Annotated in this window: 23 protein-coding genes, 1 tRNA gene and 1 pseudogene; 17 read left to right on the top strand and 8 right to left on the bottom strand. The window is 61.8% G+C overall.

Annotated elements, in window-relative coordinates:
- Positions 1-7 precede the first annotated feature (7 nt).
- The 6 genes and pseudogenes from AC0L26_RS08040 to AC0L26_RS08065 all read left to right on the top strand — a co-directional run bounded on the left by AC0L26_RS08040 (position 8) and on the right by AC0L26_RS08065 (position 3443).
- A complete protein-coding gene (locus AC0L26_RS08040) occupies positions 8-406 on the top strand; it encodes an SRPBCC family protein (protein ID WP_473632058.1) in 399 nt (132 codons plus the stop codon).
- Between the two features lie 29 nt (positions 407-435).
- Positions 436-792: a VOC family protein gene (locus AC0L26_RS08045; RefSeq protein ID WP_473632059.1), complete on the top strand. Its 357-nt coding sequence runs from the start codon at positions 436-438 to the stop codon at positions 790-792.
- Between the two features lie 640 nt (positions 793-1432).
- Positions 1433-1534 (top strand): annotated as a pseudogene (locus AC0L26_RS08050) (VOC family protein); the annotation flags it as partial.
- 201 nt (positions 1535-1735) lie between these two features.
- Positions 1736-2317: a hypothetical protein gene (locus AC0L26_RS08055; protein ID WP_473632060.1), complete on the top strand. Its 582-nt coding sequence runs from the start codon at positions 1736-1738 to the stop codon at positions 2315-2317.
- Positions 2314-2907, top strand: a complete 594-nt coding sequence (locus AC0L26_RS08060) for a hypothetical protein (RefSeq protein WP_473632061.1) — start codon at positions 2314-2316, stop codon at positions 2905-2907. The genes AC0L26_RS08055 and AC0L26_RS08060 overlap by 4 nt, the downstream gene beginning before the upstream one ends.
- Positions 2883-3443, top strand: a complete 561-nt coding sequence (locus tag AC0L26_RS08065; protein WP_473632062.1) for a hypothetical protein — start codon at positions 2883-2885, stop codon at positions 3441-3443. Before AC0L26_RS08060 ends, AC0L26_RS08065 begins: the two co-directional genes overlap by 25 nt.
- On the opposite strand, the gene AC0L26_RS08070 is transcribed toward AC0L26_RS08065, so the two are convergent.
- The 3 genes from AC0L26_RS08070 to AC0L26_RS08080 all read right to left on the bottom strand — a co-directional run bounded on the left by AC0L26_RS08070 (position 3424) and on the right by AC0L26_RS08080 (position 5516).
- Positions 3424-4674 (bottom strand): hypothetical protein, encoded by a 1251-nt coding sequence (locus AC0L26_RS08070; RefSeq protein WP_473632063.1) that lies wholly within the window; start codon positions 4672-4674, stop codon positions 3424-3426. The genes AC0L26_RS08065 and AC0L26_RS08070 overlap by 20 nt on opposite strands.
- Before the next feature lie 208 nt (positions 4675-4882).
- On the bottom strand, positions 4883-5110 hold the full coding sequence (locus AC0L26_RS08075) for a hypothetical protein (protein WP_473632064.1): 228 nt from the start codon (positions 5108-5110) through the stop codon (positions 4883-4885).
- 316 nt (positions 5111-5426) lie between these two features.
- Positions 5427-5516, bottom strand: a tRNA-Ser gene (locus AC0L26_RS08080).
- Between the two features lie 413 nt (positions 5517-5929).
- On the opposite strand from AC0L26_RS08080, the gene AC0L26_RS08085 reads away from it, so the two are divergent.
- The 8 genes from AC0L26_RS08085 (at position 5930) to AC0L26_RS08120 (ending at position 14732) form a co-directional block, all read left to right on the top strand.
- On the top strand, positions 5930-7162 hold the full coding sequence (locus AC0L26_RS08085; RefSeq protein WP_473632065.1) for a septal ring lytic transglycosylase RlpA family protein: 1233 nt from the start codon (positions 5930-5932) through the stop codon (positions 7160-7162).
- Between the two features lie 169 nt (positions 7163-7331).
- A complete protein-coding gene (locus AC0L26_RS08090) occupies positions 7332-8498 on the top strand; it encodes a D-alanyl-D-alanine carboxypeptidase family protein (protein ID WP_473632066.1) in 1167 nt (388 codons plus the stop codon).
- A gap of 70 nt (positions 8499-8568) precedes the next feature.
- A complete protein-coding gene (gene tmk, locus AC0L26_RS08095) occupies positions 8569-9243 on the top strand; it encodes a dTMP kinase (RefSeq protein ID WP_473632067.1) in 675 nt (224 codons plus the stop codon).
- A complete protein-coding gene (locus tag AC0L26_RS08100) occupies positions 9240-10295 on the top strand; it encodes a DNA polymerase III subunit delta' (RefSeq protein ID WP_473632068.1) in 1056 nt (351 codons plus the stop codon). The genes tmk and AC0L26_RS08100 overlap by 4 nt, the downstream gene beginning before the upstream one ends.
- A gap of 82 nt (positions 10296-10377) precedes the next feature.
- Positions 10378-11931 carry a methionine--tRNA ligase gene (gene metG, locus AC0L26_RS08105; protein ID WP_473632069.1) on the top strand — a complete coding sequence of 518 codons (1554 nt, stop codon included), beginning with the start codon at positions 10378-10380 and terminating at the stop codon, positions 11929-11931.
- A complete protein-coding gene (locus AC0L26_RS08110) occupies positions 11931-12725 on the top strand; it encodes a TatD family hydrolase (RefSeq protein WP_473632070.1) in 795 nt (264 codons plus the stop codon). The genes metG and AC0L26_RS08110 overlap by 1 nt, the downstream gene beginning before the upstream one ends.
- Before the next feature lie 3 nt (positions 12726-12728).
- On the top strand, positions 12729-13547 hold the full coding sequence (locus AC0L26_RS08115; protein ID WP_473632071.1) for an MBL fold metallo-hydrolase: 819 nt from the start codon (positions 12729-12731) through the stop codon (positions 13545-13547).
- Positions 13548-13820: 273 nt separating this feature from the next.
- Positions 13821-14732, top strand: coding sequence for an agmatinase (locus AC0L26_RS08120; protein ID WP_473632072.1), 912 nt, complete (start codon positions 13821-13823; stop codon positions 14730-14732).
- A 99-nt stretch (positions 14733-14831) separates the two neighbouring features.
- On the opposite strand, the gene AC0L26_RS08125 is transcribed toward AC0L26_RS08120, so the two are convergent.
- A complete protein-coding gene (locus AC0L26_RS08125) occupies positions 14832-16361 on the bottom strand; it encodes a winged helix-turn-helix domain-containing tetratricopeptide repeat protein (RefSeq protein WP_473632073.1) in 1530 nt (509 codons plus the stop codon).
- A 129-nt stretch (positions 16362-16490) separates the two neighbouring features.
- Between AC0L26_RS08125 and AC0L26_RS08130 the strand changes: the two genes are divergently transcribed.
- From AC0L26_RS08130 to AC0L26_RS08140, 3 genes are all read left to right on the top strand, one after another.
- Positions 16491-16742, top strand: a complete 252-nt coding sequence (locus AC0L26_RS08130) for a DUF1127 domain-containing protein (RefSeq protein ID WP_473632074.1) — start codon at positions 16491-16493, stop codon at positions 16740-16742.
- 13 nt (positions 16743-16755) lie between these two features.
- Positions 16756-17922 (top strand): MFS transporter, encoded by a 1167-nt coding sequence (locus AC0L26_RS08135; RefSeq protein ID WP_473632075.1) that lies wholly within the window; start codon positions 16756-16758, stop codon positions 17920-17922.
- Positions 17923-18010: 88 nt separating this feature from the next.
- Positions 18011-18568, top strand: coding sequence for a cysteine hydrolase family protein (locus tag AC0L26_RS08140; RefSeq protein WP_473632076.1), 558 nt, complete (start codon positions 18011-18013; stop codon positions 18566-18568).
- A gap of 122 nt (positions 18569-18690) precedes the next feature.
- Here AC0L26_RS08140 and AC0L26_RS08145 read toward each other — a convergent pair whose 3' ends face one another.
- From AC0L26_RS08145 to AC0L26_RS08160, 4 genes are all read right to left on the bottom strand, one after another.
- A complete protein-coding gene (locus AC0L26_RS08145; RefSeq protein ID WP_473632077.1) occupies positions 18691-19230 on the bottom strand; it encodes a DUF2076 domain-containing protein in 540 nt (179 codons plus the stop codon).
- A gap of 122 nt (positions 19231-19352) precedes the next feature.
- Positions 19353-20069, bottom strand: coding sequence for a Bax inhibitor-1/YccA family protein (locus AC0L26_RS08150; protein ID WP_473632078.1), 717 nt, complete (start codon positions 20067-20069; stop codon positions 19353-19355).
- 21 nt (positions 20070-20090) lie between these two features.
- On the bottom strand, positions 20091-20864 hold the full coding sequence (locus AC0L26_RS08155; protein WP_473632155.1) for an anti-sigma factor family protein: 774 nt from the start codon (positions 20862-20864) through the stop codon (positions 20091-20093).
- Positions 20865-20872: 8 nt separating this feature from the next.
- A complete protein-coding gene (locus tag AC0L26_RS08160) occupies positions 20873-21391 on the bottom strand; it encodes a sigma-70 family RNA polymerase sigma factor (protein ID WP_354492348.1) in 519 nt (172 codons plus the stop codon).
- Between the last annotated feature and the right edge of the window lie 42 nt (positions 21392-21433).

The raw sequence follows: 21433 nt of genomic DNA on the forward strand, positions 1-21433 counted from the left end.
GGCAGATATGACCATCTACAAATCCCGCATCATCACCGTGTCCATCGACCGGGACTGGCGCGAAGTCTACGACTTCGCCTCCATCCCGGAGAATTTCCAGCGCTGGGCGGCAGGCCTCGGCAGACGCTTCGAAAGATCGGGCGAGGAATGGACGGCGGAGGGCCCCGATGGCCGGGTTATCCGCATCCGCTTCTCCCCGCCCAATGAATTCGGTGTCCTCGATCACATCGTCTTTGCCGAGCGCAAGGAAACCCGCAACGCGGTGCGCGTGGTACCCAACGGGACCGGCGCAGAAGTCATGTTCACGCTTTTGAAGGCACCGGGCATGACAGAGGAGATCTTCGCTGCCGACGCCGCCGCCGTGCAGCGCGACCTCAACACCCTGAAGGCAATGCTCGAACGCTGAGCTCCCAAAGACCACGAAAGGAGAAGATCATGGCCAAATCCAGCAACGACAAGTGCATCGACTATGTCGAGTTTTCCGTCGGCGACATCCCGCGTTCGCGCGACTTCTATGGCAAGGCCTTCGGCTGGTCCTTCAAGGACTACGGGCCGAGCTATTGCGAGTTCAACGATGGCCGCCTGACCGGCGGCTTCGCCCTCGGTGGCCAGAGCAAGGCGGCAGGCGGGCCGGTGGTGATCCTCTATGCCGACAAGCTCGACGAGACCCAACGCCGCGTCGAGGAGGCAGGCGGGAAGATCGTCAAGCCCGCCTATTCCTTCCCGGGCGGCCGCCGCTTCCACTTCTCCGATCCGGACGGCTACGAGCTGGCCGTGTGGTCGGCGAAGTGAAGAGGTGGGGAGGGGGCGCCGGACCGGATCCGGCGCCCCCATCAATTGTCCTTCTGCATGTCCCGGACCACCGAGGAAGGCGCGACCATTTCTCCCTACTGCGACTCATGCCGCTAGAAAAATAAGGACAAGCGAAAGTAGCTCTTAGCGAGAAAGCAACGTGCTGTTGGGTCCTGCTAGTCGCTGTCTATGCCTAAACAATAGCCAATCGCAAGGCGCCTTGGGTGGCTAGTAGCTTGTGCTTTTCGAAGATCGCTAGCTTCTGCGGATAGGTGATCCGCACCTTGGCATTACATCCGTCGCATCTGATGTGTGCGATTGTTCTCAGCGCAGAGCCCTTCCTTGCAGTCGGATGCGAGCAATCCGGACAAGCGAATGTGAGCGAAACATCAGACAAGTTTTCGGCTAAACCCATTTCCATCTCCCTCGCCAGCGCTCTGGCGACACCATTCAAAGCCGTCGTATGTGAAACTGATATGAAGGCGCTCACATAGCGACCGAAGAAGTTCGCCCGCCATTCAGCGAGCCTGGCTTCGAATGTACCAGACCGATTTCGGCCCCAACTCGGCGAGTCTCAATTTGCAATTTAGATGCCAATCCGATCGTGCCAAAACGGGACGAGGCATGCCGAGAACCTTAGGAGACCCCGCGCCGCGTCGAGGAGGCCGGCGGGAGGTTCGCCTATTCCTTCCCGGGCGGCCGCCGCTTCCATTTCTCCGATCCGGACGGCTACGAGCTGGCCGCGTTGGCGTCGTGCCGAGCTCGGCGCCTCTTCGAATGGTTGGGTGGGTCACCAAGGACCCGATTGCGCGGGTGGTTACAGCGGTGCTGAACCTAGTCAAAGGGGCAAGCGCTGCTGTTTAACGATGTAACAATTATTGTCCGATGGTGTGGCTCGCATCGTATAAGGCTGCCCTGAGAACCATCGCATACCGCGCCGCGCATGACGGAACTGACACGAACGACAGTACGGCAAAGACTGTACGCTTTTTTGATCGCTGGTCTGGGTGGACTGGCCGCATCGGCAATCTCGTTTTCCATGACGCTCTACGAGGCTGCCCATCCGCCGACGGTGCCTGTTGTTCAAGCAGGCCAGCAGATCGATACCGGTCGCTGGTTCGTCACCTTGCGAACGGCACGTGTCGGAACCGTGCCGCCGACAGGCGTTCCCCCATCGCAGCCTGTGCAGCTTCTGATGGTGGATCTGGACGTGGTGAACCGTTCCGCCACGCCAAACAATGTGCTCTACCGCGCTGTCACCCTCAACGCCTCGGCGCAAAAGCTGCCGATGCCGACGGTTTATCTCGATCGCGACAAGTATCTGGCGGGATATTTCAACCCCAACATGCCGGAACGCGCGACGATGGCTTGGGAGTGGCCGGCCGATGTGCCCGTGCCGGACAAGGTGACGATCACCGTCACCGGTCAGATCTATAAGCTGCGCGACAATCTCTACGGTGCAAGCGGGTGGTACGACCGAGATCCCGTTGCGACGGTCGATCTGCCGGTGGGGAAGGCGCCATGATGCGCATGGTGCGTTCGGTGCTTGCGCTGCTGTTCGCTGCCGCCGTGCTCTACGGTATGCAGCATACGCGTCCGCTCTACAGCGACATTACATCACCGATCGTCTCTTCGGGCGGCATGAACAAGCGGGTGGAGGCTCGCGCGTTTGCGCTTTCGCTGGATAGCGCCAGGGTGGCGCGGGTTCTCAATGTCGAGACCTTCGGGAAGTCAAAGACCTACACGAGTTCCGGCGTATGGGTTGTGGTCGAAGGCGAAGCCGAGGCGAAATTCGAGACCTTGGGTCTCACTTCGGGCGAGTGGCTGAGCGGCAGCGGCGTCCGTTATGTCTTGACCGACCGGGTGCCGGCGACGATCGAAATGATGCCGGGTAATGCCTACCAGCCCGGCCTGCCACGCCGTATCCTTCTGGTGTTCGAGGTGCCGGAGGACGCCGTCGCCGGCGGGACCGTGGTGGTCGCACGCACCAAATTGCTGCCGCTCGACGATGAGATCCGCATCGCCACGAACGTTTCCGGCAAGGACATTGAACCCGCGATCGCCATCCGCCGCAACCAGGAAGGACCACCATGGACAGTTCTCCCGCAAAGGTGATGTCAACGCGGCGACGCTACTGGCTCAGCATGATGGCGCTGATGGTTGCGCTGCCCGCCGCGCTCGCCGCGCAAACGTGGGGAAGCATCAAGGACTGGCGCTCCCAACATGTGCGTCAGCCGGTCTCTGCGACCTTGGGGCAACCGATCGACTATGCCGGCGCAAGCTGGACCGTGACGCGCTTCACCAGACTGGCAGGCAGCAAGGGAAGCGCCGTCGTCTTTGCCGAATTCGAGGCTCTTGCTGCTGACCCGAAAGCGCTCGGTGCCGTCCCATGCCAGGTGCGGCTTTCCGATGGAAGCGGTCGCGAATGGCAGCCAACCCTGTTTGCCGATCCGGTGGTCAGGAAGCAATATCCGGAGGCCCAGCAACGGTCTCTGTGTGGCGGCAGCGCATTCGCGGCGGCGGAACCCGGTAAACCGGCACGGATGGCTGCCAGCTTTTCGATCCCGCCTGCGGCAAGCAGCCTCACACTATCGATCGCCCTTTACTCGGCGCTGCCGAATTATCTCAGCGTCAGCGAACCGAGGACCTGAGGCGGTTCGGCTCGCCAGTCATGGCGACCGCGGTCTCAAGCACGGCTGCAAGCAGCGCGACCCGGACCGCGTCGAGCAGGATCCCCCCGTCGAGGTCGCTTGGGCTGCCGATGAACAGGCTGATCGTGTCGGCGAAGATCTGCCAGGTTGCGAGATCATGCGCTCCGATCAGCCTTGTCAGGCCATACCACATCCAGGCGCCGGCCCAGGAGATAGCCTGATAGGCGGTGACGAAGGTGACAAGCGTCGCGAGGCCGGCACTGAGCGTCAGCTTGAGGCAAGTCCAAACCGGCGAGTAGCGGCTGCGATAGCCGCCAACGAAATGGGTCGCGAAATCCTTCAGCCACTTCTGCCAGGACATCGTGCGAGTTGGCCCAGGAGCGGAAGCGGCCGGCGCGGAAAGCTCATAGCCGTTGATGATCGCCGCCATCACCAGCCAGACAATCGGCAGCAATGCGAAAAAGAAAAGATTCTGAAGCTGCTCTCCGAAGGGACGCGGCCGGAATTCCACGGGAACGAACTGGCCTGCCGCAACCGCCTGACTTACCGGCGCAAGCAAATCGAGGCTGAACTGCTGCAGCGCGGCGCCTGCGCCAAGCCAGCGGATGAACTGGTCTTTCCATTCGCCGAGCGCGTAGAGACCGATAAAGACCCAAGTTGCGTCCGTCGCCACGATCAGCAGCCGCCAGTAGGGGTGAGAGGCGCGCGCATTCAGTCGCTTGGCGGCGAAACGCACCAGCCAGCAAATGACGATCGACAGTACAACGCCGCTCGACTGAAGAATGGCGAAGATGTCGACGCTCTTGCCGAGTTCGGCCTGGGCCAGCGCCATGCGCGAATACTCGCGGACCGTATCGCCGAGAAACCCCCAGGCGGCATAATAGGCGAAGAACGGCAGGATCGCGGCCGCGGTAATCGCTAGGATCGGCTCGCGCTTGTTCTCGTCCGCTCCCTTTTTTGCTTCTTGTCTCAGTGCCGCCACCGCCGGCATGTGCGGCCGGAGCACCACGAACATCACGACCAGTACCGTCAGCTTGGCGAGAATCACCAGCGACAGCATGACCATTCCGCCTAGCGGGAATTGGAGGCCGATCGTCACGGCGCCCTGAAGCAGCAGATCACGAACGATCACACCAAGGCAGCCGACAAGCAATAGTTGGGGCCAGCACTGGAAAAGCAACCGCGCCGTTAACGCCAGCGGCCGGTATATGTCTTCAGTCGTCGTGGTCATCGCGTCAGGTGGCTTTCGTGCTCCGGTCCTGGACGTTCGCCAGACGGTCCTTCTCTATTCCTGCAGTTGCGATCAAACTCAAACCGCTTGGGTTCGAATTTGATCGCAGGTAACGCAAGTTTACCTCATCCGCCTTGCCGGGCTTGACCCAGTCGGTGAGCCGAAACCGGTTCAGGATTCGGAGATTTCCAGCTTTGGAGAATAGCGGCTAGTCGGTCAGCTTAGTAAAATCGTGGCGGCGTGCGCGAACATGTGCCAGCAAATTCGTTTCATTGACGACCCCGGATTGAAAGAGAGTCAGTGTGGTCGAGGCCAGAATCTGACCGTCTATCGAGGTGCTGTACCATTTAGCGTCGGCGGCTATCTGGTCGACCACCCGCTGGCAGATCGCCCGATCTTCAGGTTTTAGGAACTGACTTTGCGGTACTCGGAGCATCTCGACGCCTTTAAAAGGGGAATTACTGTGTCCACGCGACACAATGAGTGGTCGCAGAAAATGGACCGTAGGCGCAAGTTCAAGCGGCCCGGCAGCCCCATTGGGGGGTGACCATCAGCAGGCCGCCGGGCCTTGACCACCAGCGGGCTTAGAGGAGGCGCTGTGCTGGCTGATCAAAAGCTTGCGCTCAAGGCAACGGAAAAGCATCATTCGAACGAACACTGTTCGTCATGATGAGCAGCGAGTGTGATGGCGGATACAGTGACCGGGGTCGCAGATCCGCGCGCGACATGTCGGCGATGCGCTTAACGGCGTCTGGCGGAGGGAGTGGGATTCGAACCCACGGTGGGCTTGCACCCACGCCGGTTTTCAAGACCGGTGCCTTAAACCGCTCGGCCATCCCTCCATCGTGATTTTTCAACCACTTGGATGCTCGTCCTGATCTCAACTCGTACCTGTTGGCGCTGCTGCGCCGCCTGGAGATCGTGCTCGCTTCACTGCTCTAGTGCGCCCGACGAAGTCCTGTCAACCAGCCGCGGCCTCTTCCAGCCAAGGGCAGAGCATGGACGATTGACCGCGGGGCGGAAGCAGGAGGAACAGCGCTGCGCCGATGATCGAAAAGCAGCGGTTTTTCACAGCGATCGCCTGGGACCGTTTGTGCCACAATCTCGCCCGGTTCCGACCATAATCGGTTAATAGGCTGATAAACAATTCCTGCGCAAAAGGAATAGCGAATCAGGGTGGCGCTAGCATTTGTCGAGGGGTTTAGCCCTGCCGACAGTCAAGTTGCGGTGCCTGTTAAGAGGGGACAATCGAAACATGCAGAGCACGGCGCGCCCGCATCTTCGTCGCGCTTGCGCTTTCACGTTGTCTGCCCTGTCGGCTGCCTTGCTGGCGGCTTGCGCCGCCCCGCCACAGCCGAAGGCAATGGTCAACACGAAGCCCCGCTCCAAGGAATATTTTGCCGAATCCGAATATGGCGTAAAGGCCAGCCCGCGCGTTACCTTCAAGAAGTCCGGCCTGCAGCGCGGCGGCGGACGCGACCAGCTGGGTAAGCCCTACCAGGTGCGCGGCAAGTGGTATTATCCGAAGGAAGACAAACGCTACGCCAAGGTGGGTCTCGCCTCCTGGTATGGCGACGCCTTCCACGGTCGGCTGACCGCCAACGGCGAAGTCTACGACATGACCCACCTGACCGGAGCGCATCCGACCATGCCGCTGCCGAGCTATGCCAGGGTCACCAACATGAAAACCGGCAGTTCGGTCATCGTGCGCGTCAACGATCGCGGACCCTACCATGACGGACGCATCATCGATGTGTCGAAACGTGCCGCCGAAATGCTCGACTATGCCAACAGCGGCACGGCTAAGGTGAAGGTCGAATATGTCGGCCGCGCGCCGCTTGACGGCAAGGACGACCAGTATCTGATGGCCTCCTACAACCCCGGCAACAGGGCGCCGGACCCGTCGGACGGCTTGCCCACCGGCGTCATGATCGCCATGAATGGGCCGTCGCCGAGCACGGCATTGGGCGCTGCCGCTGCTCCATTTCCCGGTCAGTTGACGAATTCCGCATCAGCACAACCTGTCACGTCGGCGCAGACGTCGGCCGCTGGCACGGTGACGCTGCCCGATTTCGGGCCGATCGTGCCGGAACGCCCGGAGATCAATCTGCCGGCGCAATCGCCGTTCACCGTGGCGTCGCTGTCTTACGCGGACGAACGCGTGCAGCGCGGCTCCAATGTCTTTGCCGCGCTGGATGGCACCGGCATGTCGCCCACCGAAATTCTTCAATCGTGGAAGCGGCAAGTTCCTTCAGGGGAATCGCCGACGGACTATGTCGTAGCGGGCTCGTTCGACGATGCCGCCGAGGCGAACCGTGTGGCAGCCCAGCTTTCCGGCTTCGGCAAGACCGAAATCCAGCGCTCCGAATTCGAGGGCAAGGACTGGTATTCGGTCAATCTCTACCCGGACGGCCATGGCAGCCTGGACGAGATGCTGCAGGCGGCTTGGTCGCATGGCGCGCCGGACGCGTTCGTGGTTCGGAACTGAAAGCGCGCATAGCGCTTTCCATGAGGAAAAACAAAGAGATAGAGCGGTTCGGCATTTCCGTGAAACGATGAACCGCTCTAGTCATCCATGGCGCGGTTGATCGGCCGGGACAAAGCCTGATAGCTTGTAGAGCTTGCCCAGAAATGCCGGCTGACAGGTCGACCCTCTGATGAAATCTCGCTTCGCCGCGCCTGTCGCCGGGCTCCTGGGTTTTAGCCTCCTGCTGCTTTCGCTGGTGCCGGCCGCGGCGCAGCTTTTCGAGACCAAGGCCGCGCGGGCCTTCATGATCGATGCCGAAACCGGAACGGTGCTGTTTTCCAAGGGCGCCGACAAGCCAATGCCGCCGGCGTCGCTGGCCAAGCTGATGACGATGGAAGTGGTTTTTGACGCCATCAAATCAGGGCGCGTGACGCTCGATGACACTTTCGTGGTGAGTGAGAACGCATGGCGCACGGGCGGCGCGCCATCCGGAACATCGACCATGTTTGCCAAGCTCAAATCGACGATCCGGCTCGAAGACTTGATCCAGGGCGTGACGGTCCAGGCGGCCAATGACGGCTGCATCATCATCGCCGAAGGCTTCGCAGGATCGGAGGCGAATTTCGCAACCGAGATGACCGACCGGGCGAGGCGGATTGGTCTGGAGAAATCGATATTCGTCAATTCAACCGGTCTGCCGGCCGACGGTCAGCAAACGACAGTTCGTGAGCTTGCGCTTCTGGCCCTGCATATTTGGCGCGAGTACCCGGGTCTCTATCGCTACTATGGTCAGACGGACTTCACCTGGAACAAGATTACCCAACGGAACCGCAATCCGTTGCTGGCTATGGATATCGGCGCCGATGGCCTGGCGGTCGGCATGAGCGAGGTGTCCGGCTTCGGCATCGTCGGCTCGATCAGTCACGATGGCACACGCATCGTTGCGGCGATGAGCGGACTGGCAAGCGACCGTGAGCGCGCCGAGGAGGCGCGAAAGCTGCTCGACTGGGGCGTTCGCGCCTTCCAGAAGACCGAGATTTTCGCCAAGGACGAAGCCGTCGGTGAAGCCCAGGTTTTCGGCGGTGCGAAATCCGGCGTGGCGCTGAAGGCAAAGGGACCGGTTAACATCTTCCTGCCCATCGCCAACCGCGACAAGCTGACCGCCAAGATCGTCTATGACGGTCCGGTTACAGCACCCGTGGAGGAGGGGCAGCCAGTGGGTGCGCTGCAGGTCTGGATCGGTGACACGCTGAGCCAGGAGACGCCGCTTTTCGCTGCCGAGTCGGTTGGCGTGGGCTCGTTGCGGCAACGCGCGCTTGATGCCGCCAAGGAACTGGCCGTCGGCTGGCTGCGTTAGCCCGTTGTGGTGGACCTTTTTTCTGACCGGGACTAAGACGGTTCCCGCAGTATGGAAGAAGGCTTTTTGATTGGCGCGCGGATTTTTCATCACCTTCGAGGGCGGGGAAGGGGCAGGCAAGTCGACGCAGATCTCGCGGCTGGCCAGCAAGATGCGCGCCAAGAAATACAATGTCCTTGTCACGCGTGAGCCCGGCGGCTCGCCCGGCGCGGAGGCGGTCAGGCATGTCCTGCTTTCGGGTGCGGCCGAACCGTTCGGCCCCAAGATGGAGGCGCTGCTTTTCGCCGCCGCGCGTTCCGACCATGTCGAGCAGGTCATTCGGCCGGCGGTCGAGCGCGGCTCGATCGTGCTTTGTGATCGCTTCCTCGACTCCTCACGCGTCTACCAAGGCGTCACCGGCGGTCTCGACCCGGCGTTTATGGAGGCGCTGGAAAAGGTCGCCATCAACGGCATGGTGCCTGATATGACGCTGATCTTCGATATCGACCCCGCCGAAGGACTGCGGCGCGCCACGGTACGGCGGGGCACCGATGCCGGCGCCGATCGTTTCGAAAAGGAAACGCTCGATATCCATCAGCGGCGCCGCGAAGCCTTTCTGGCGATCGCCGCGGCAGAGCCCGAGCGCTGCATCGTCGTCGATGCGTCCGCCGACCCCGACGCGGTGGAGAATGTCGTCACCGCCACCGTTTTCGCCGCCTTGGAGACGATGACGCCGGTGCACAGGAAACAGGTGTCGCCGGCATGATTTTCGAACGGATCGCACCAGAACAGCACGACACGCTCGACGGCGTACCGGAGCCCTCCGAGACCCCGCGACTGGTCGGGCATGGCCAAGCGGCGAACATGCTGGCGTCAGCCTATCGCTCCGGGAAGCTGCCGCATGCGCTGATCTTTGTCGGACCGGTCGGTATCGGCAAGGCGACGCTCGCCTTTCATCTGGCGCATCATCTGTTGAAGCATCCGGCGTTCGAGCAGGCGCCGGACATTCTCGCCGTTCCCGATCCGGCATCATCGCTGTTTCGCCAGATCGCCACCGGCGCACATCCTTCGGTGCTGCACCTGACCCGCCCACCGAACGACAAGACCAAGAGCTTCAAGACGGTGGTCACCGTCGACGAGATCCGCAAGGTCAGCCGTTTCCTATCGCTAACCTCGCATGACGGCAGCTACCGGGTGGTGATCGTCGACCCGGCCGACGACATGAATATCAATGCGGCCAATGCCTTGTTGAAGAATCTTGAAGAACCACCGGCACGCACACTGTTCATCCTCATCGTCCACGCGCCTGGCAGCCTGCTGCCGACGATCCGCTCGCGCTGCCAGATGGTGCGGCTGACACCGCTCGATGCCGAGAGCCTGATGGCGGTTCTGGAGAACGTCGAACCACCGCCGCCGGACGATCCCGCGGCGCGCGCGGCATTGGCCAAGCGGGCAGGGGGCAGCGCACGCACCGCAATCCTGCTGACGCAGTATGGCGGGCTGGAAATCGCCGAGGCGCTCGACGCTCTGGCGACCGCGAGAAAGAGCGATGTTGCCGGCGCCTATCGCCTCGCGGAGGCGGTCGCCGGTCGCGACCAGGCGATCCAGTTCGATATCTTCAATCGCCGTGCGCTCGACCTGCTCTCGACCGGCGCAAGTCAGGCCGCACTGGCGGGCGACCTGGCGCGGGCGAAAACACTGTCGGATACTTGGCACGAGGCGCTGAACGCTATATCTGAGACCGACACCTACAATCTCGACAAGAAGCAGCACGCCCTCACCATGATCGACCGCCTGAATTCTGCAATGCGAATGTGACGGCCCATCGGGATGGCAATCGCCGTTTCGATGCGATATCTCACCGCTACATCTTCATTCAGACATTCATGACGGCTCATCCATGGCACGCGAAAAATACTACCTCACGACGCCGATTTTCTATCCGAACGGCAAGCCGCATATCGGCCATGCCTACAATGTCATCGCCAGCGACACGCTGGCCCGCTTCCACCGGCTCGACGGCAAAGAGGTTTTCTTCGTCTCGGGAACCGACGAGCACGGCTTGAAGATGCAGCAGACGGCGGACGCCGAAGGCCTGACGCCAAAAGCGCTTGCCGATCGCAATTCGGCGATCTTCCGCTCGATGCTCAAAGCGACCGGCTGTTCGAACGACGTCTTCATCCGCACCACCGAAGAGCGCCATTATAAGGCCTGCCAGGCGATCTGGACGCGCATGGCGGAGAATGGCGACATCTACCTCGACCGTTATAGCGGCTGGTATTCGGTGCGGCAGGAAGCTTATTTCGACGAGGCCGAAACCAAGGTCGGCGACGACGGCGTGCGCCGCGAACCACTCGGCTCGCCCGTCGAGTGGACCGAGGAAGAGAGCTATTTCTTCCGGCTTTCCGCCTATCAGGACAGGCTGCTCGCGCTCTATGAGAGCAACCCCGAATTGGTCGGCCCGGTGGAGCGGCGCAACGAAATCGTCAGCTTCGTCAAATCAGGGCTGAAGGACCTGTCGATCTCGCGCACCACGTTCAAATGGGGCGTACCGGTGCCGGGCGACGACAAGCATGTGATGTATGTCTGGGTCGACGCGCTGACCAACTACATCACCGCTGCCGGTTTTCCGGATACAGCCAATGAGAGATGGTCCTTCTGGCCGGCAAACGTCCACGTCATCGGCAAGGACATCGTCCGGTTCCACGCCGTCTACTGGCCGGCCTTCCTGCTGTCGGCGGGGATCGAGCTGCCGAGGCGCGTGTTTGCGCATGGCTTTCTGTTCAACCGCGGCGAGAAAATGTCGAAGTCAGTCGGCAATGTCGTCGATCCGTTCGCGATGGTCGAACATTACGGCCTCGATCAGGTGCGCTATTTCTTCATGCGCGAAGTGCCGTTCGGCCAGGACGGTAGCTATAGCCACGACGCCATCGTCAGCCGCACCAATGCCGACCTCGCCAACGATCTCGGCAATCTGGCGCAGCGTTCGCTATCGATGATCGCCAAAAACTGCGGCGGCGTGGTGCCGAAGCGTGGTGAACTGAGCGCAGCCGACAAGGCGATCCTCGATCAGGCAAGTGCGGCCCTTGTCACGGCGCGCAGGACGATGGCCGAACAGGGCATCCATCTGGCGCTGGCGGCGATCTTTGGCGTCGTGGCCGAAGCCAACCGCTATTTCGCGGGGCAGGAGCCGTGGGCGCTGAAGAAGACCGATCCCGCGCGCATGGAAACGGTGCTGTGGACGACGGCCGAGGTGATCCGGCGCGTCGCGATCCTTTGCCAGCCCGTCGTCCCGACCTCGGCGGCGAAGCTGCTCGACCTGCTGGCGGTGCCGGCGGACAGCCGCGACTTCGCGCATGTCACGGAGGCTCACGCGCTGATTTCAGGCACCGCCTTGCCGGCGCCGGAACCGGTGTTTCCACGCTATGTCGAGCAGCCGGACGCGAACATCTGATGCTGGTCGACAGTCACTGCCATCTCGACTTTCCGGATTTCGCAGAGGAGCGGGCGGCCATTGTCGCCCGCGCGCTAGCCGCTGGAATCGGTCGCATGGTGACGATCTCGACGCGTGTGAAGCGATTCCAACAAGTGATTGAAATCGCCGAATCTTTCGACGAGGTATATTGCTCTGTCGGCACCCATCCGCACAACGCCGCCGAAGAGCTGGACGTGACCGTCGAGGAGCTTGTCGCGCTGTCCGCTCATCCCAAAGTGGTGGCGATCGGCGAAGCTGGGCTCGATTACTTCTACGATCATGCGCCGCGCGATGCGCAGGTACAGGGTTTTCGCACACATATTGCCGCCGCGCGTCAAACGGGCCTGCCTCTGGTGATCCATTCGCGCGACGCCGACAGCGACATGGCTGATATCCTCGAGGACGAAACAGGGAACGGCGCCTTCCCCTTCATCCTGCACTGTTTTTCGTCCGGGCGTAGACTGGCCGAAGTCGGCGTGGCGCTCGGCGGCTACGTTTCCTTTTCCGGCATCCTGACCTTCAAGAATTCGGCCGAGCTGCGCGCCATCGCCGCCGACGTGCCACACGATCGCCTGCTGGTCGAAACCGATGCGCCATATCTGGCGCCGATACCGTTTCGCGGCAAGCGCAACGAGCCTGCCTATGTCGCGCATACAGCCAAGGTGCTGGCCGAAACGGTCGGGATCAGCGAGGCCGAAATCGCTGCCGTCACCACGAACAATTTCTTCCGGCTGTTCAGGAAGATGCCGCGCCCAAGCCCGCCGAGCACCTGACGCATGAGCGACCGGCTACGCCTCACCATTCTCGGTTGCGGTTCATCGCCGGGCACCCCGCGCATCACCGGCGACTGGGGCAATTGCGATCCGTCCAATCCAAGGAACCGGCGTATGCGCACCGCAGCGCTCGTCGAGCGGATCGCAGCAAACGGCGACAGGACCACAGTCGTCATCGACACCGGTCCGGATTTTCGCGAGCAGATGCTGCTGGCATCGGTCAGGCGCATCGATGCGGTCGTCTATACGCATCCGCATGCCGACCATATCCACGGCATCGACGATTTGCGTGGCTTCGTGCTCGAGCAGCGTCATCTGATCGATATCCACGCCGACCAGCCCACCATGCTGCGGTTGCGGGAAGCGTTCGGCTATTGTTTCGAAACACCTCTAGGCAGTTCCTATCCGCCCATCGTCGAGCCCCATATTATCGATCACGCCAGACCGGTGGTGATCGAGGGCGAGGGGGGTGCCCTCACCCTCGAGCCGCTGCCGCAGATCCATGGCGACATCATATCGCTTGGTTTTCGCATCGGCGGGCTCGCCTATTGCCCCGATATCAGTGATTTCCCGGACGCTACCGCCGAACGGCTGCGCGATCTGGACGTGCTGGTCATCGACGCGCTGCAATACAGGACGCACCCGAGCCATCTGTCGCTCGGCCAAGCGCTCGGCTGGATCGAAAAACTGGCGCCGAGAACGGCTGTGCTGACGCATATGCATGTGCCGCTCGACTACGCCACCGTGATGGCCGAGACGCCGGCCGATGTCGAGCCAGCCCATGATGGCATGACGATAGAAATACCTTTTAACTCAGCATGATAGGCGCGGCTTTTCATGGCTGGCAGCATTATCGTGTTTCGATCGCGTCTGGGCAGCGGCCAGCGCTCACGACGCCGTATGCCGCCGAGCCACACGCAATGCCTTTGACAATTTTATGGAATTTGGCCTGACCGCAATATCGGTCAGTTCCATAATCTATCTTATGCGACTTTCCGACGTGGCCTTGAGGACGGCTAGATCGGCGCGTTTCGCTCCACAGGGCTTCGCCAACCTGATACCAAGAGACCCTCTAATTCATCAAGGCCATCAGGAATGACCGCCTCGCCTCCCTTTCTCGGCTTTCCCGATCGCCTCGCCGATGGCCGAATGCCTCGTGCGGTGATCTTCGGAGCCGGTCACGGCAGCACATATCCTGGCAAGGACAGCAGTGGCTATGCCTTGGCCGCCGGCGCCGTCCGCGCTGCGAGCCAGGACGATGCCGAGCTCGTCGAACACTGGGATTTCGACCTCGGCGGCCCGCTGTTCGACGGTAAGTCGGTCTGCTGCATCGATGCCGGCGATATTCCGACCACCATGTACGACAATGCCGGCAACCGGGCCCGGATCGAGGCGAAGACGCGCGAAGTCCTGGCATCGCAGGCCGTACCAATCCTGCTCGGCGGCGACGATTCCGTGCCCATTCCCTTTCTCGCCGGCTTTGCCGATCACGGGCCGGTCTGGATCCTGCAGATCGACGCTCATATCGACTGGCGCGACGAGTTGCATGGCGAACGCTACGGCTATTCGAATCCGATGCGCCGGGCGAGCGAGATGCCGCATGTCGCCGGCATGGTTCAGGTCGGCATCCGTGGCGTCGGCAGCGCACGCCTCACTGAAATCGAAGCGGCGCGGCGCTATGGCAGCCGCTTCGTGACTGCCCGCGAGGTTCACGCCCAGGGCGTCGAAGCCGCACTCCGGCATATTCCGGAAGGAGCGCGGGTTGTCGTCACCCTCGACTGCGACGGCCTCGACCCCGGCGTCATGCCGGGCGTGGCGGCGCGTACGCCCGGCGGCCTCACCTACACGCAGGTGATTGACCTGATCGCTGGCCTCGGCGGCCGGGCCAGGATCGCGGGATTCGACCTTGTCGAACTCTATCCTCCGGCCGATATTGACGGCCTGTCGGCGCTGACCGCCGCGCGCCTTCTCATCAACGTGATCGGCACCATCGTCCGGCAGGTTTGAAGCCGGCTTCCTCCTGCAGCTTCACCGTCCCCTCGCCGCCATGGACGCCCCGACAGCGTTCGTTGTACGAATGGCCATTTGGAAGATCACGCCGGCGCGTCACTCCGGAAGTCCGGCCTTGCGGAAGCCATCGACGAAATGATCAAGCGTCGCAGCGTCGCGGAATGGCTCCGTCGCGGCCCAGTGGCCGGTTGTGAAATCAGGGTTGCCGACGAGGAACAGTTCGACCTCTGCGCGCGCCTCATCGAGCCGGCCGAGTTGCGCAAGGCTTGCCGCCAGAAAACGGCGTGAGCTTGTGCGATACGTCTCGTCCCTGCGCAGGGTCTCGACGGCGGCTTCGTATTCGCCGGCAGCATATAGCGCCTGGCCGAGCGTCAGATAGTACCAACTTGCCGGAAACGGGTTCAGCCGGAACGCCTTGCGAATGTGCTCAAGGCCCTCCTCGACCCGCCCGGCCAAGACCGCGATGTCGGATAATGCTGTCCAGGCATCGGCCTCGTTCGGGTCGAGCTCGATCGCCTTGGAGAATTCCGCATCCGCTTCGGCAAAACTGCGCTCATAGGCAAGCAGGTAAGCCAAAACCCAGCGGCAGCCGGCATCGTTGGGGTCGATCGTCACCGCTTTGCGGGCCAGTTCCAAAGCAACGCTACGGGACGTTTCGGTTGGTCCGCCAGAATGCACCCATCCCATCCAGTGATTCATCGCAAGCCAGCGATAGGCCTCGGCGTATTCCGGGTCGAGCGAAACCGCGCGCGTGAGCATCAGATGCGCTTCCCGTGCCATCTGCGGCGTGTCGTCCATAAGCTTGCGCGCCCGCACGCAGAGATCGTAGGCATCGAGATTTTTGGGCCGATTGCGCTGCGGCGGCGCGCGCAGCCGGCCCAGTAACGCCTCCACGATCATGCCGGTGACCTCGTCCTGAACGGCAAAGATACCTTCCAGGCTGCGATCAAAGCGTTCCGCCCATAGATGATCGCCACTCACCGCATCGACCAGCTGTGCGTTGATGCGCACACGCCCCGCGGCACGTCTTACGCTACCCTCCAGCAGGCATCGCACGCCAAGATCCTCTGCGATCGCGCGCACATCCATCGCCCTCCCCTTGTAGGCAAAGGCCGAGTTGCGCGCGATGACGAACAGACCTGAGATCCTGGACAGGTCGGTAATCAGGTCTTCGGTCAACCCATCCGCGAAGGATTCCTGCTCGGGATCGTTGCTGATGTTAACGAAGGGCAGCACAGCTATCGATGGTTTGTCGGGCAGCGGCAAAGGTTTTCGCTTCGCGCTGCCGAGCTGTTCGATGGTCCCGGTGAAACGATAGCCGACGCGGGGAACCGTGGCGATCCACTCACCGCCCCCATTACCGGCATCGGCGGCCGGACCAAGCAACTTGCGCAGCTGCGAGATCTGCACCGTGAGGTTGCCTTCCTCGACGGCTGTGCCCGGCCACGCCGCGTCCATCAACTCGGCCTTCCCAAGGATTTCGCCGGGCCGCGCGACGAGCGCCGCAAGCAGCTTCAGCCCGCGGTAGCCGACGGCAACGGGCACATCGTTCCGAAGGAGCGTTCCCGCACCGGAATCAAGCACGAAGGGACCAAAGGCAAAGCGCTCTTCCTGCATACGCCGCATCTATAGCCCGTTTGGAAGTTTTGAGAACTATTTGGCAGAGCTTAATTACGACGCTGTTCGTATCCTGCAGAATTCAATCTCTTTCAGGTCGACGGTCCTCCGGACCATCAAACCCACATGGAGGTTGCCATGAACGATACTCTTGCGTCGGTTTCGCCTCAGACAGCGCGGCCAGGAGCGTGCGTAGTGCCGACGGAAATGCCGCGTCGGCACTACAGTCTGATGACGCTGCAAAACATTGTCGCGACCTGGAGCGAGCGGAAACGCGTTCGCTGGCAGCTTAAGCAAATGTCGAAGGACAATCCCCATTTGATCGACGATATCGGTCTGACGAGACGGCAGTTCGAGGAAGAGATCGCCAAGCCCTTCTGGCAAGCATAAGGCGAATGCCGCAATGACTGCCGAAAGCACGACATCATCGCGAGAGGATCGGATGCCATGGACTGCGACGGCGGGCATCATCGCGACCGTCACGGTGTTCGCGCTGGCACAGGGGCTGACCTATCCGCTGCTCAGCTTCATTCTGGAGCGGCAGGGAACGACATCAGGTCTGATCGGCTTGTCGGCGGCGATGACGCCGCTGGGTTTCATCGTATCCGCGCCCTTCGTTCCGGCGCTGGAGAGGCGCGTGGGCGCGGCGCGGCTTGCGATCCTGTGTTCGATCCTGGCAGCGCTCGCCCTGATCGCGATTGCCTTGACGCAGGAAGTCTGGGCCTGGATGCCGCTGCGCTTCCTGCTCGGCTTCTTCGCCAATCCGCTTTACGTGATCAGCGAGACCTGGCTGATCTCGATCACGCCCGCGTCACGCCGCGGCCGCACCATGGGCCTCTATTCATCGATCGTTTCGGGTGGCTTCGCCATCGGCCCCCTGTCGCTGGGCCTGGTCGGCACGCAGGGTTGGCCGCCGTTCTTGATCGGCATCGTGGCCTTCCCGCTCTGCGGCCTGATCGTCCTTGCGGTCGTGCCGCGTCTCCCGAAGATGTCGCATGAGGGCAAGGCGATATCGGTCGGCGGCTTTTTCGCACTGGCGCCGCTGCTATTGTTCGCGGTTTTCGCCGCAGCCGTCTTCGAGCAGGTCGTGATCTCCTTGTTTGCGGTCTATGGCGTCGCGCTCGGCAGCGCCGAGGGGCGCATCGCTTCGCTGATCGCCTGTTTCACCGCAGGCAATGCCGTGTTGCAGATTTTGCTCGGGCGCGTAGCCGAACGGTTCGGCTCGATGCGGCCCATGCTATTCTGTGTCCTGGCTTCGCTGGCCGGCTGCCTGCTGCTGCCGTCGATCTTCAATTCGTGGCTCATCTGGCCGCTCGTTTTCGTCTGGGGCGGGGTCTCGTTCGGGATCTACACCATGTCGCTGATCCAACTCGGCGAGCGTTTCACCGGTCAAGCCTTGATCGCCGGCAACGCGGCCTTCGCGTTCGTATGGGGCATCGGCGGCATTGTGGGCTCGCCCGCGACAGGACTGGCGATGCAACTGATCGGACATCAGGGGCTGCCCTTGTCCCTTGGCCTGTTGTGCTGTCTACTGGCGGTGTTTCTGATGGCGGAGAGACGGCGGGGCTGACCGAGTACTTGCGTCTTTAGCTTTGACAACCTGCTGGCAGATATGACCTCGTCACAAATCTGCATTCAGCGCTTCATATAGCTCGACGATGACCAAACGCTGCCTCATTATCATCGACCTGCTGAATGAGTATCTCGACCTGTGGGAAGCAGATAAGGCCGATCGACTGGTTCAGAATACCAACCGGCTGGTGAGCGCTTTCAGAAGTTTACAGCTCCCGGTGATCTGGGTGCGGCAGGAGTTCCGTTCGGATCTCAGCGACGCATTTCTTGAGATGCGCGATAAACGCATAGCCGTCACAATTCAGGGCACGAGAGGTGCCCTACTTCACCCTGGGCTCGATTGGCAGCCAAGCGATGCGACGATAGTCAAGAAGCGCTACAGCGCGTTCTTCAAGACGGGACTTGACGAACTACTGGCTGAATTTGGTGTCGGTGAACTGGTTCTATGCGGCGTCAATACACACGCCTGCATCCGTGTGGCTGCGGTGGACGCCTATCAACGAGATTTCCGAGTGGTCTTGGCCGAGGAATGCATCGGCTCCTACGACGCAGAGCACGCGCGCGTCTCCCTGGATTATATGAACGGCAAAATCGCCAAAATAGCGACTGTTTCAGTGATCGTTGAAGCTCTCAGTGCGACCTAGTGAACGTCTGAAAGGCGCCGCACCACCCTACCCTTCGCTACGGTCGATGTCGGGCTCTCAGAACCAAATGCTCGCGAAGGCCGATTTTCTGGCCAGACCGCGCTCCGCGCTTTCCATTCGTGTCAAAATTCAACGTCGCCGAAATCACCGGCGTCGTCGGAACCGGCATCGTCTGCTTGTGGCGCCGGTGGTTCGGCCGCCTGCGCTTCACCGCTTTCGCCAAACATGCCTGCGATCGCGTTGCCGAGAAGCACGCCGCCCGCCACGCCCATCGCAGTCTGCGCGGCTCCGGCGAGGAAACCGCCCCCTGCCCGCTGCCGATCATTGCCGGAAAACGGCGGCGGCGCAGCAGCAGTGCGCCCGACCCGCGGCACCGAACCCGAGCGCCTGGCGCCGCTGCCGCCAAAAAGGCCGCCAAGCAATCCGCCGCCGGCAGACTGCTGCGCCTGTTGTTCCAGTTCCTCGATGCGGGATTGTGCCGCGTTCAGGGCCTGCTCTTGCACGACGATTGTCTGCGCCATGTAGTATGGCGCTCCGGGCTGCCGGGCAATCTGATCGTTGATGAAGCGTTCCGCTTCGGCATCGCGCGGCGGCGTCTGTCGCTCGACATTCGCAAGTTTCTCGAAAAGATTGCCGATCGCCTGCTGGTCGTTCCTGTCCATGGGAGCAACTCCGGTCATTTGGGCGCGCCGCGTCCAGGAGATTTTCGCGACGCGCCTAAGTCTCTGGTCAATGCATGTCGCTGCTCGAAACCGCTGCCGCGACATGCATTGATTCAACGCGGCTATTCGCGCTCGCCGGTGAAGTTCAGCAGCAGCTGGAAGATGTTGATGAAGTTCAGATAGAGCGAGAATGCACCGAAGACGGCGAGCTTCTGTTGCGATTCCGCACCGAAGTTTTCGGCAAACTGCTCCTTGATCGTCTGCGTATCCCAAGCGGTGAGACCGATAAAGACGGCGATGCCGATCACCGAGATGGCGAACTGAAGTGCGGTCGAGCCGAGAAAGATGTTGACGATGCTGGCAATCACCACGCCGATCAGGCCCATGATCAGGAAGGACGAGAACTGGGTCAGGTCGCGTTTGGTCGTATAGCCGTAAAGGCTGGTCGCGCCAAACATGGTCGCGGCGATGAAGAAGGTGCGCGCAATACTGGTGCCGGTGAAGACAAGGAACACGGAGGCCAGCGACAGGCCCATCACCGCACAGAATGCCCAAAACATCGCCTGAGCGCCGGCCGCCGACATCGTCTGCATCTTGAACGAGAACAGCAGCACGAAGGCGAGCGGCGCCAGCATCACCACCCACTTCAGCGGGCTGGAAAAGATCGGCACGTAGAGGGCTGGCGTTGACGCCACCATGAAGGCGATCACGCCCGTAACGACGAGGCCGACACCCATATAGTTGTAGACGCGCAGCATATGCTTGCGCAGGCCTTCGTCGAAGACGGCCCCGGTTTGGGCTCCGACGCCCGTGCGGTATCCTAGATTGGGGGTGTTCATGCGAGTTCTCCTTGATGAGGGTCAGTAAAGCGTTTTGGCTAGCGTTTCAGCGGTGCGATCAAGATCGCGGATACCGCTTCGGGCGACGACCGCGTAGGCAACTTCGCCGATCTGGAAATAGGCCGAGGAAATTTCGCCCGAAGGGGCGGCGGTCGGCTTGACCACATCGAACGTTCCGGGCCTGATCGCGAACAGCGAGACCAGCCCGAGGTCATGTGTTTCGACAGCCATCTCGACGCTCGGGCCGAACCGCGACGGATAGATCTGCACGTCACGGACCTTCCAGTCCTTCGGCAGCGACGGCATGACGATCGCCGTGGCGGCGCGGATTTCGTCCGCATCGTAGTTCGGCGCCTCGGGCTGCGATGACATGGCCTCGCGCACGATCGTCGTCCTGTGTGCCCGGATCGCCTCCTCCAGATAGGCAGGCGGCTGGGTCGAGGCGACGACTTTCGTCACCGATATCGGCCCGACGATGCCGTTCGCCAACCAGCCCGCGGCGAGCAAGACCGCGACCGCCGCAGCCCGGCGCAACGTGCCTAAGACGCGACCCCGGGCCAACCCGCGCTCCAGCCGTCGCGCTGCATCGGCCGTTGCCGGCCGCGCCATGCCCTTGGATCCGGCAAGCGCCACCCGCAGTTCGTCGCGCGTCCTGAGGTCGGACATCACGCGAGCGGCCGCCTCCGGACGGGCCGAAAGAAAGGCCTCGACCTCAATGCGGCGGGCAACGTCCAACTGATCGTCGACATAGGCGTCGAGGTCGGCATCGGTCACCGGGTCGCGCAGTTCGTTCATCACGGACATTACGGGCCTCCCACGATCCTGAGGTGGCTGTTCGATCGCGCCGGCAATTTGTCCTCCATCTCGCGGAGCGCTGCACGCGCCCGGCCGATGCGCGACATCAGCGTTCCCAGCGGTACGCCGCTGGCTTCGGCTGCCTGGCTGTAGGTAAGGCCCTCGATGGCGACGAGATGCAGCGCCGAACGCTGCTCTTCCGGCAATTTGAAAAAAGCTTCGCGAACCTGTGCCAGGCGGACGGAATGTTCCTGGGGAGCCTGCATGCTGGCGTCGGCAAGATATCCGGCCTGCTCGACGCGCGCCGCTTCAGACTTGCGGGACCGCAAGCCGTCAACGAAAGCGTTGTGGACGATCGACAGCAGCCACGCGCGCAGGTTTCCGCCGGAGCGGAAAGTGCCGCGCCGCTCATAGGCACGCACCAGCGCGTCATGCACCAGATCCTCCGCTTCGGCGCTATCGCGCGTCAGCGAGCGCGCATAGCGTCTCAGGGAACCGAGCTGTCCTACGATATCGAAGCGTGGCATCGACCCTCTCATGTCCGGTTTACGGAGCATGGCAGGTTTTTA

It is taken from the genome of Mesorhizobium sp. WSM4823, from assembly GCF_055811195.1.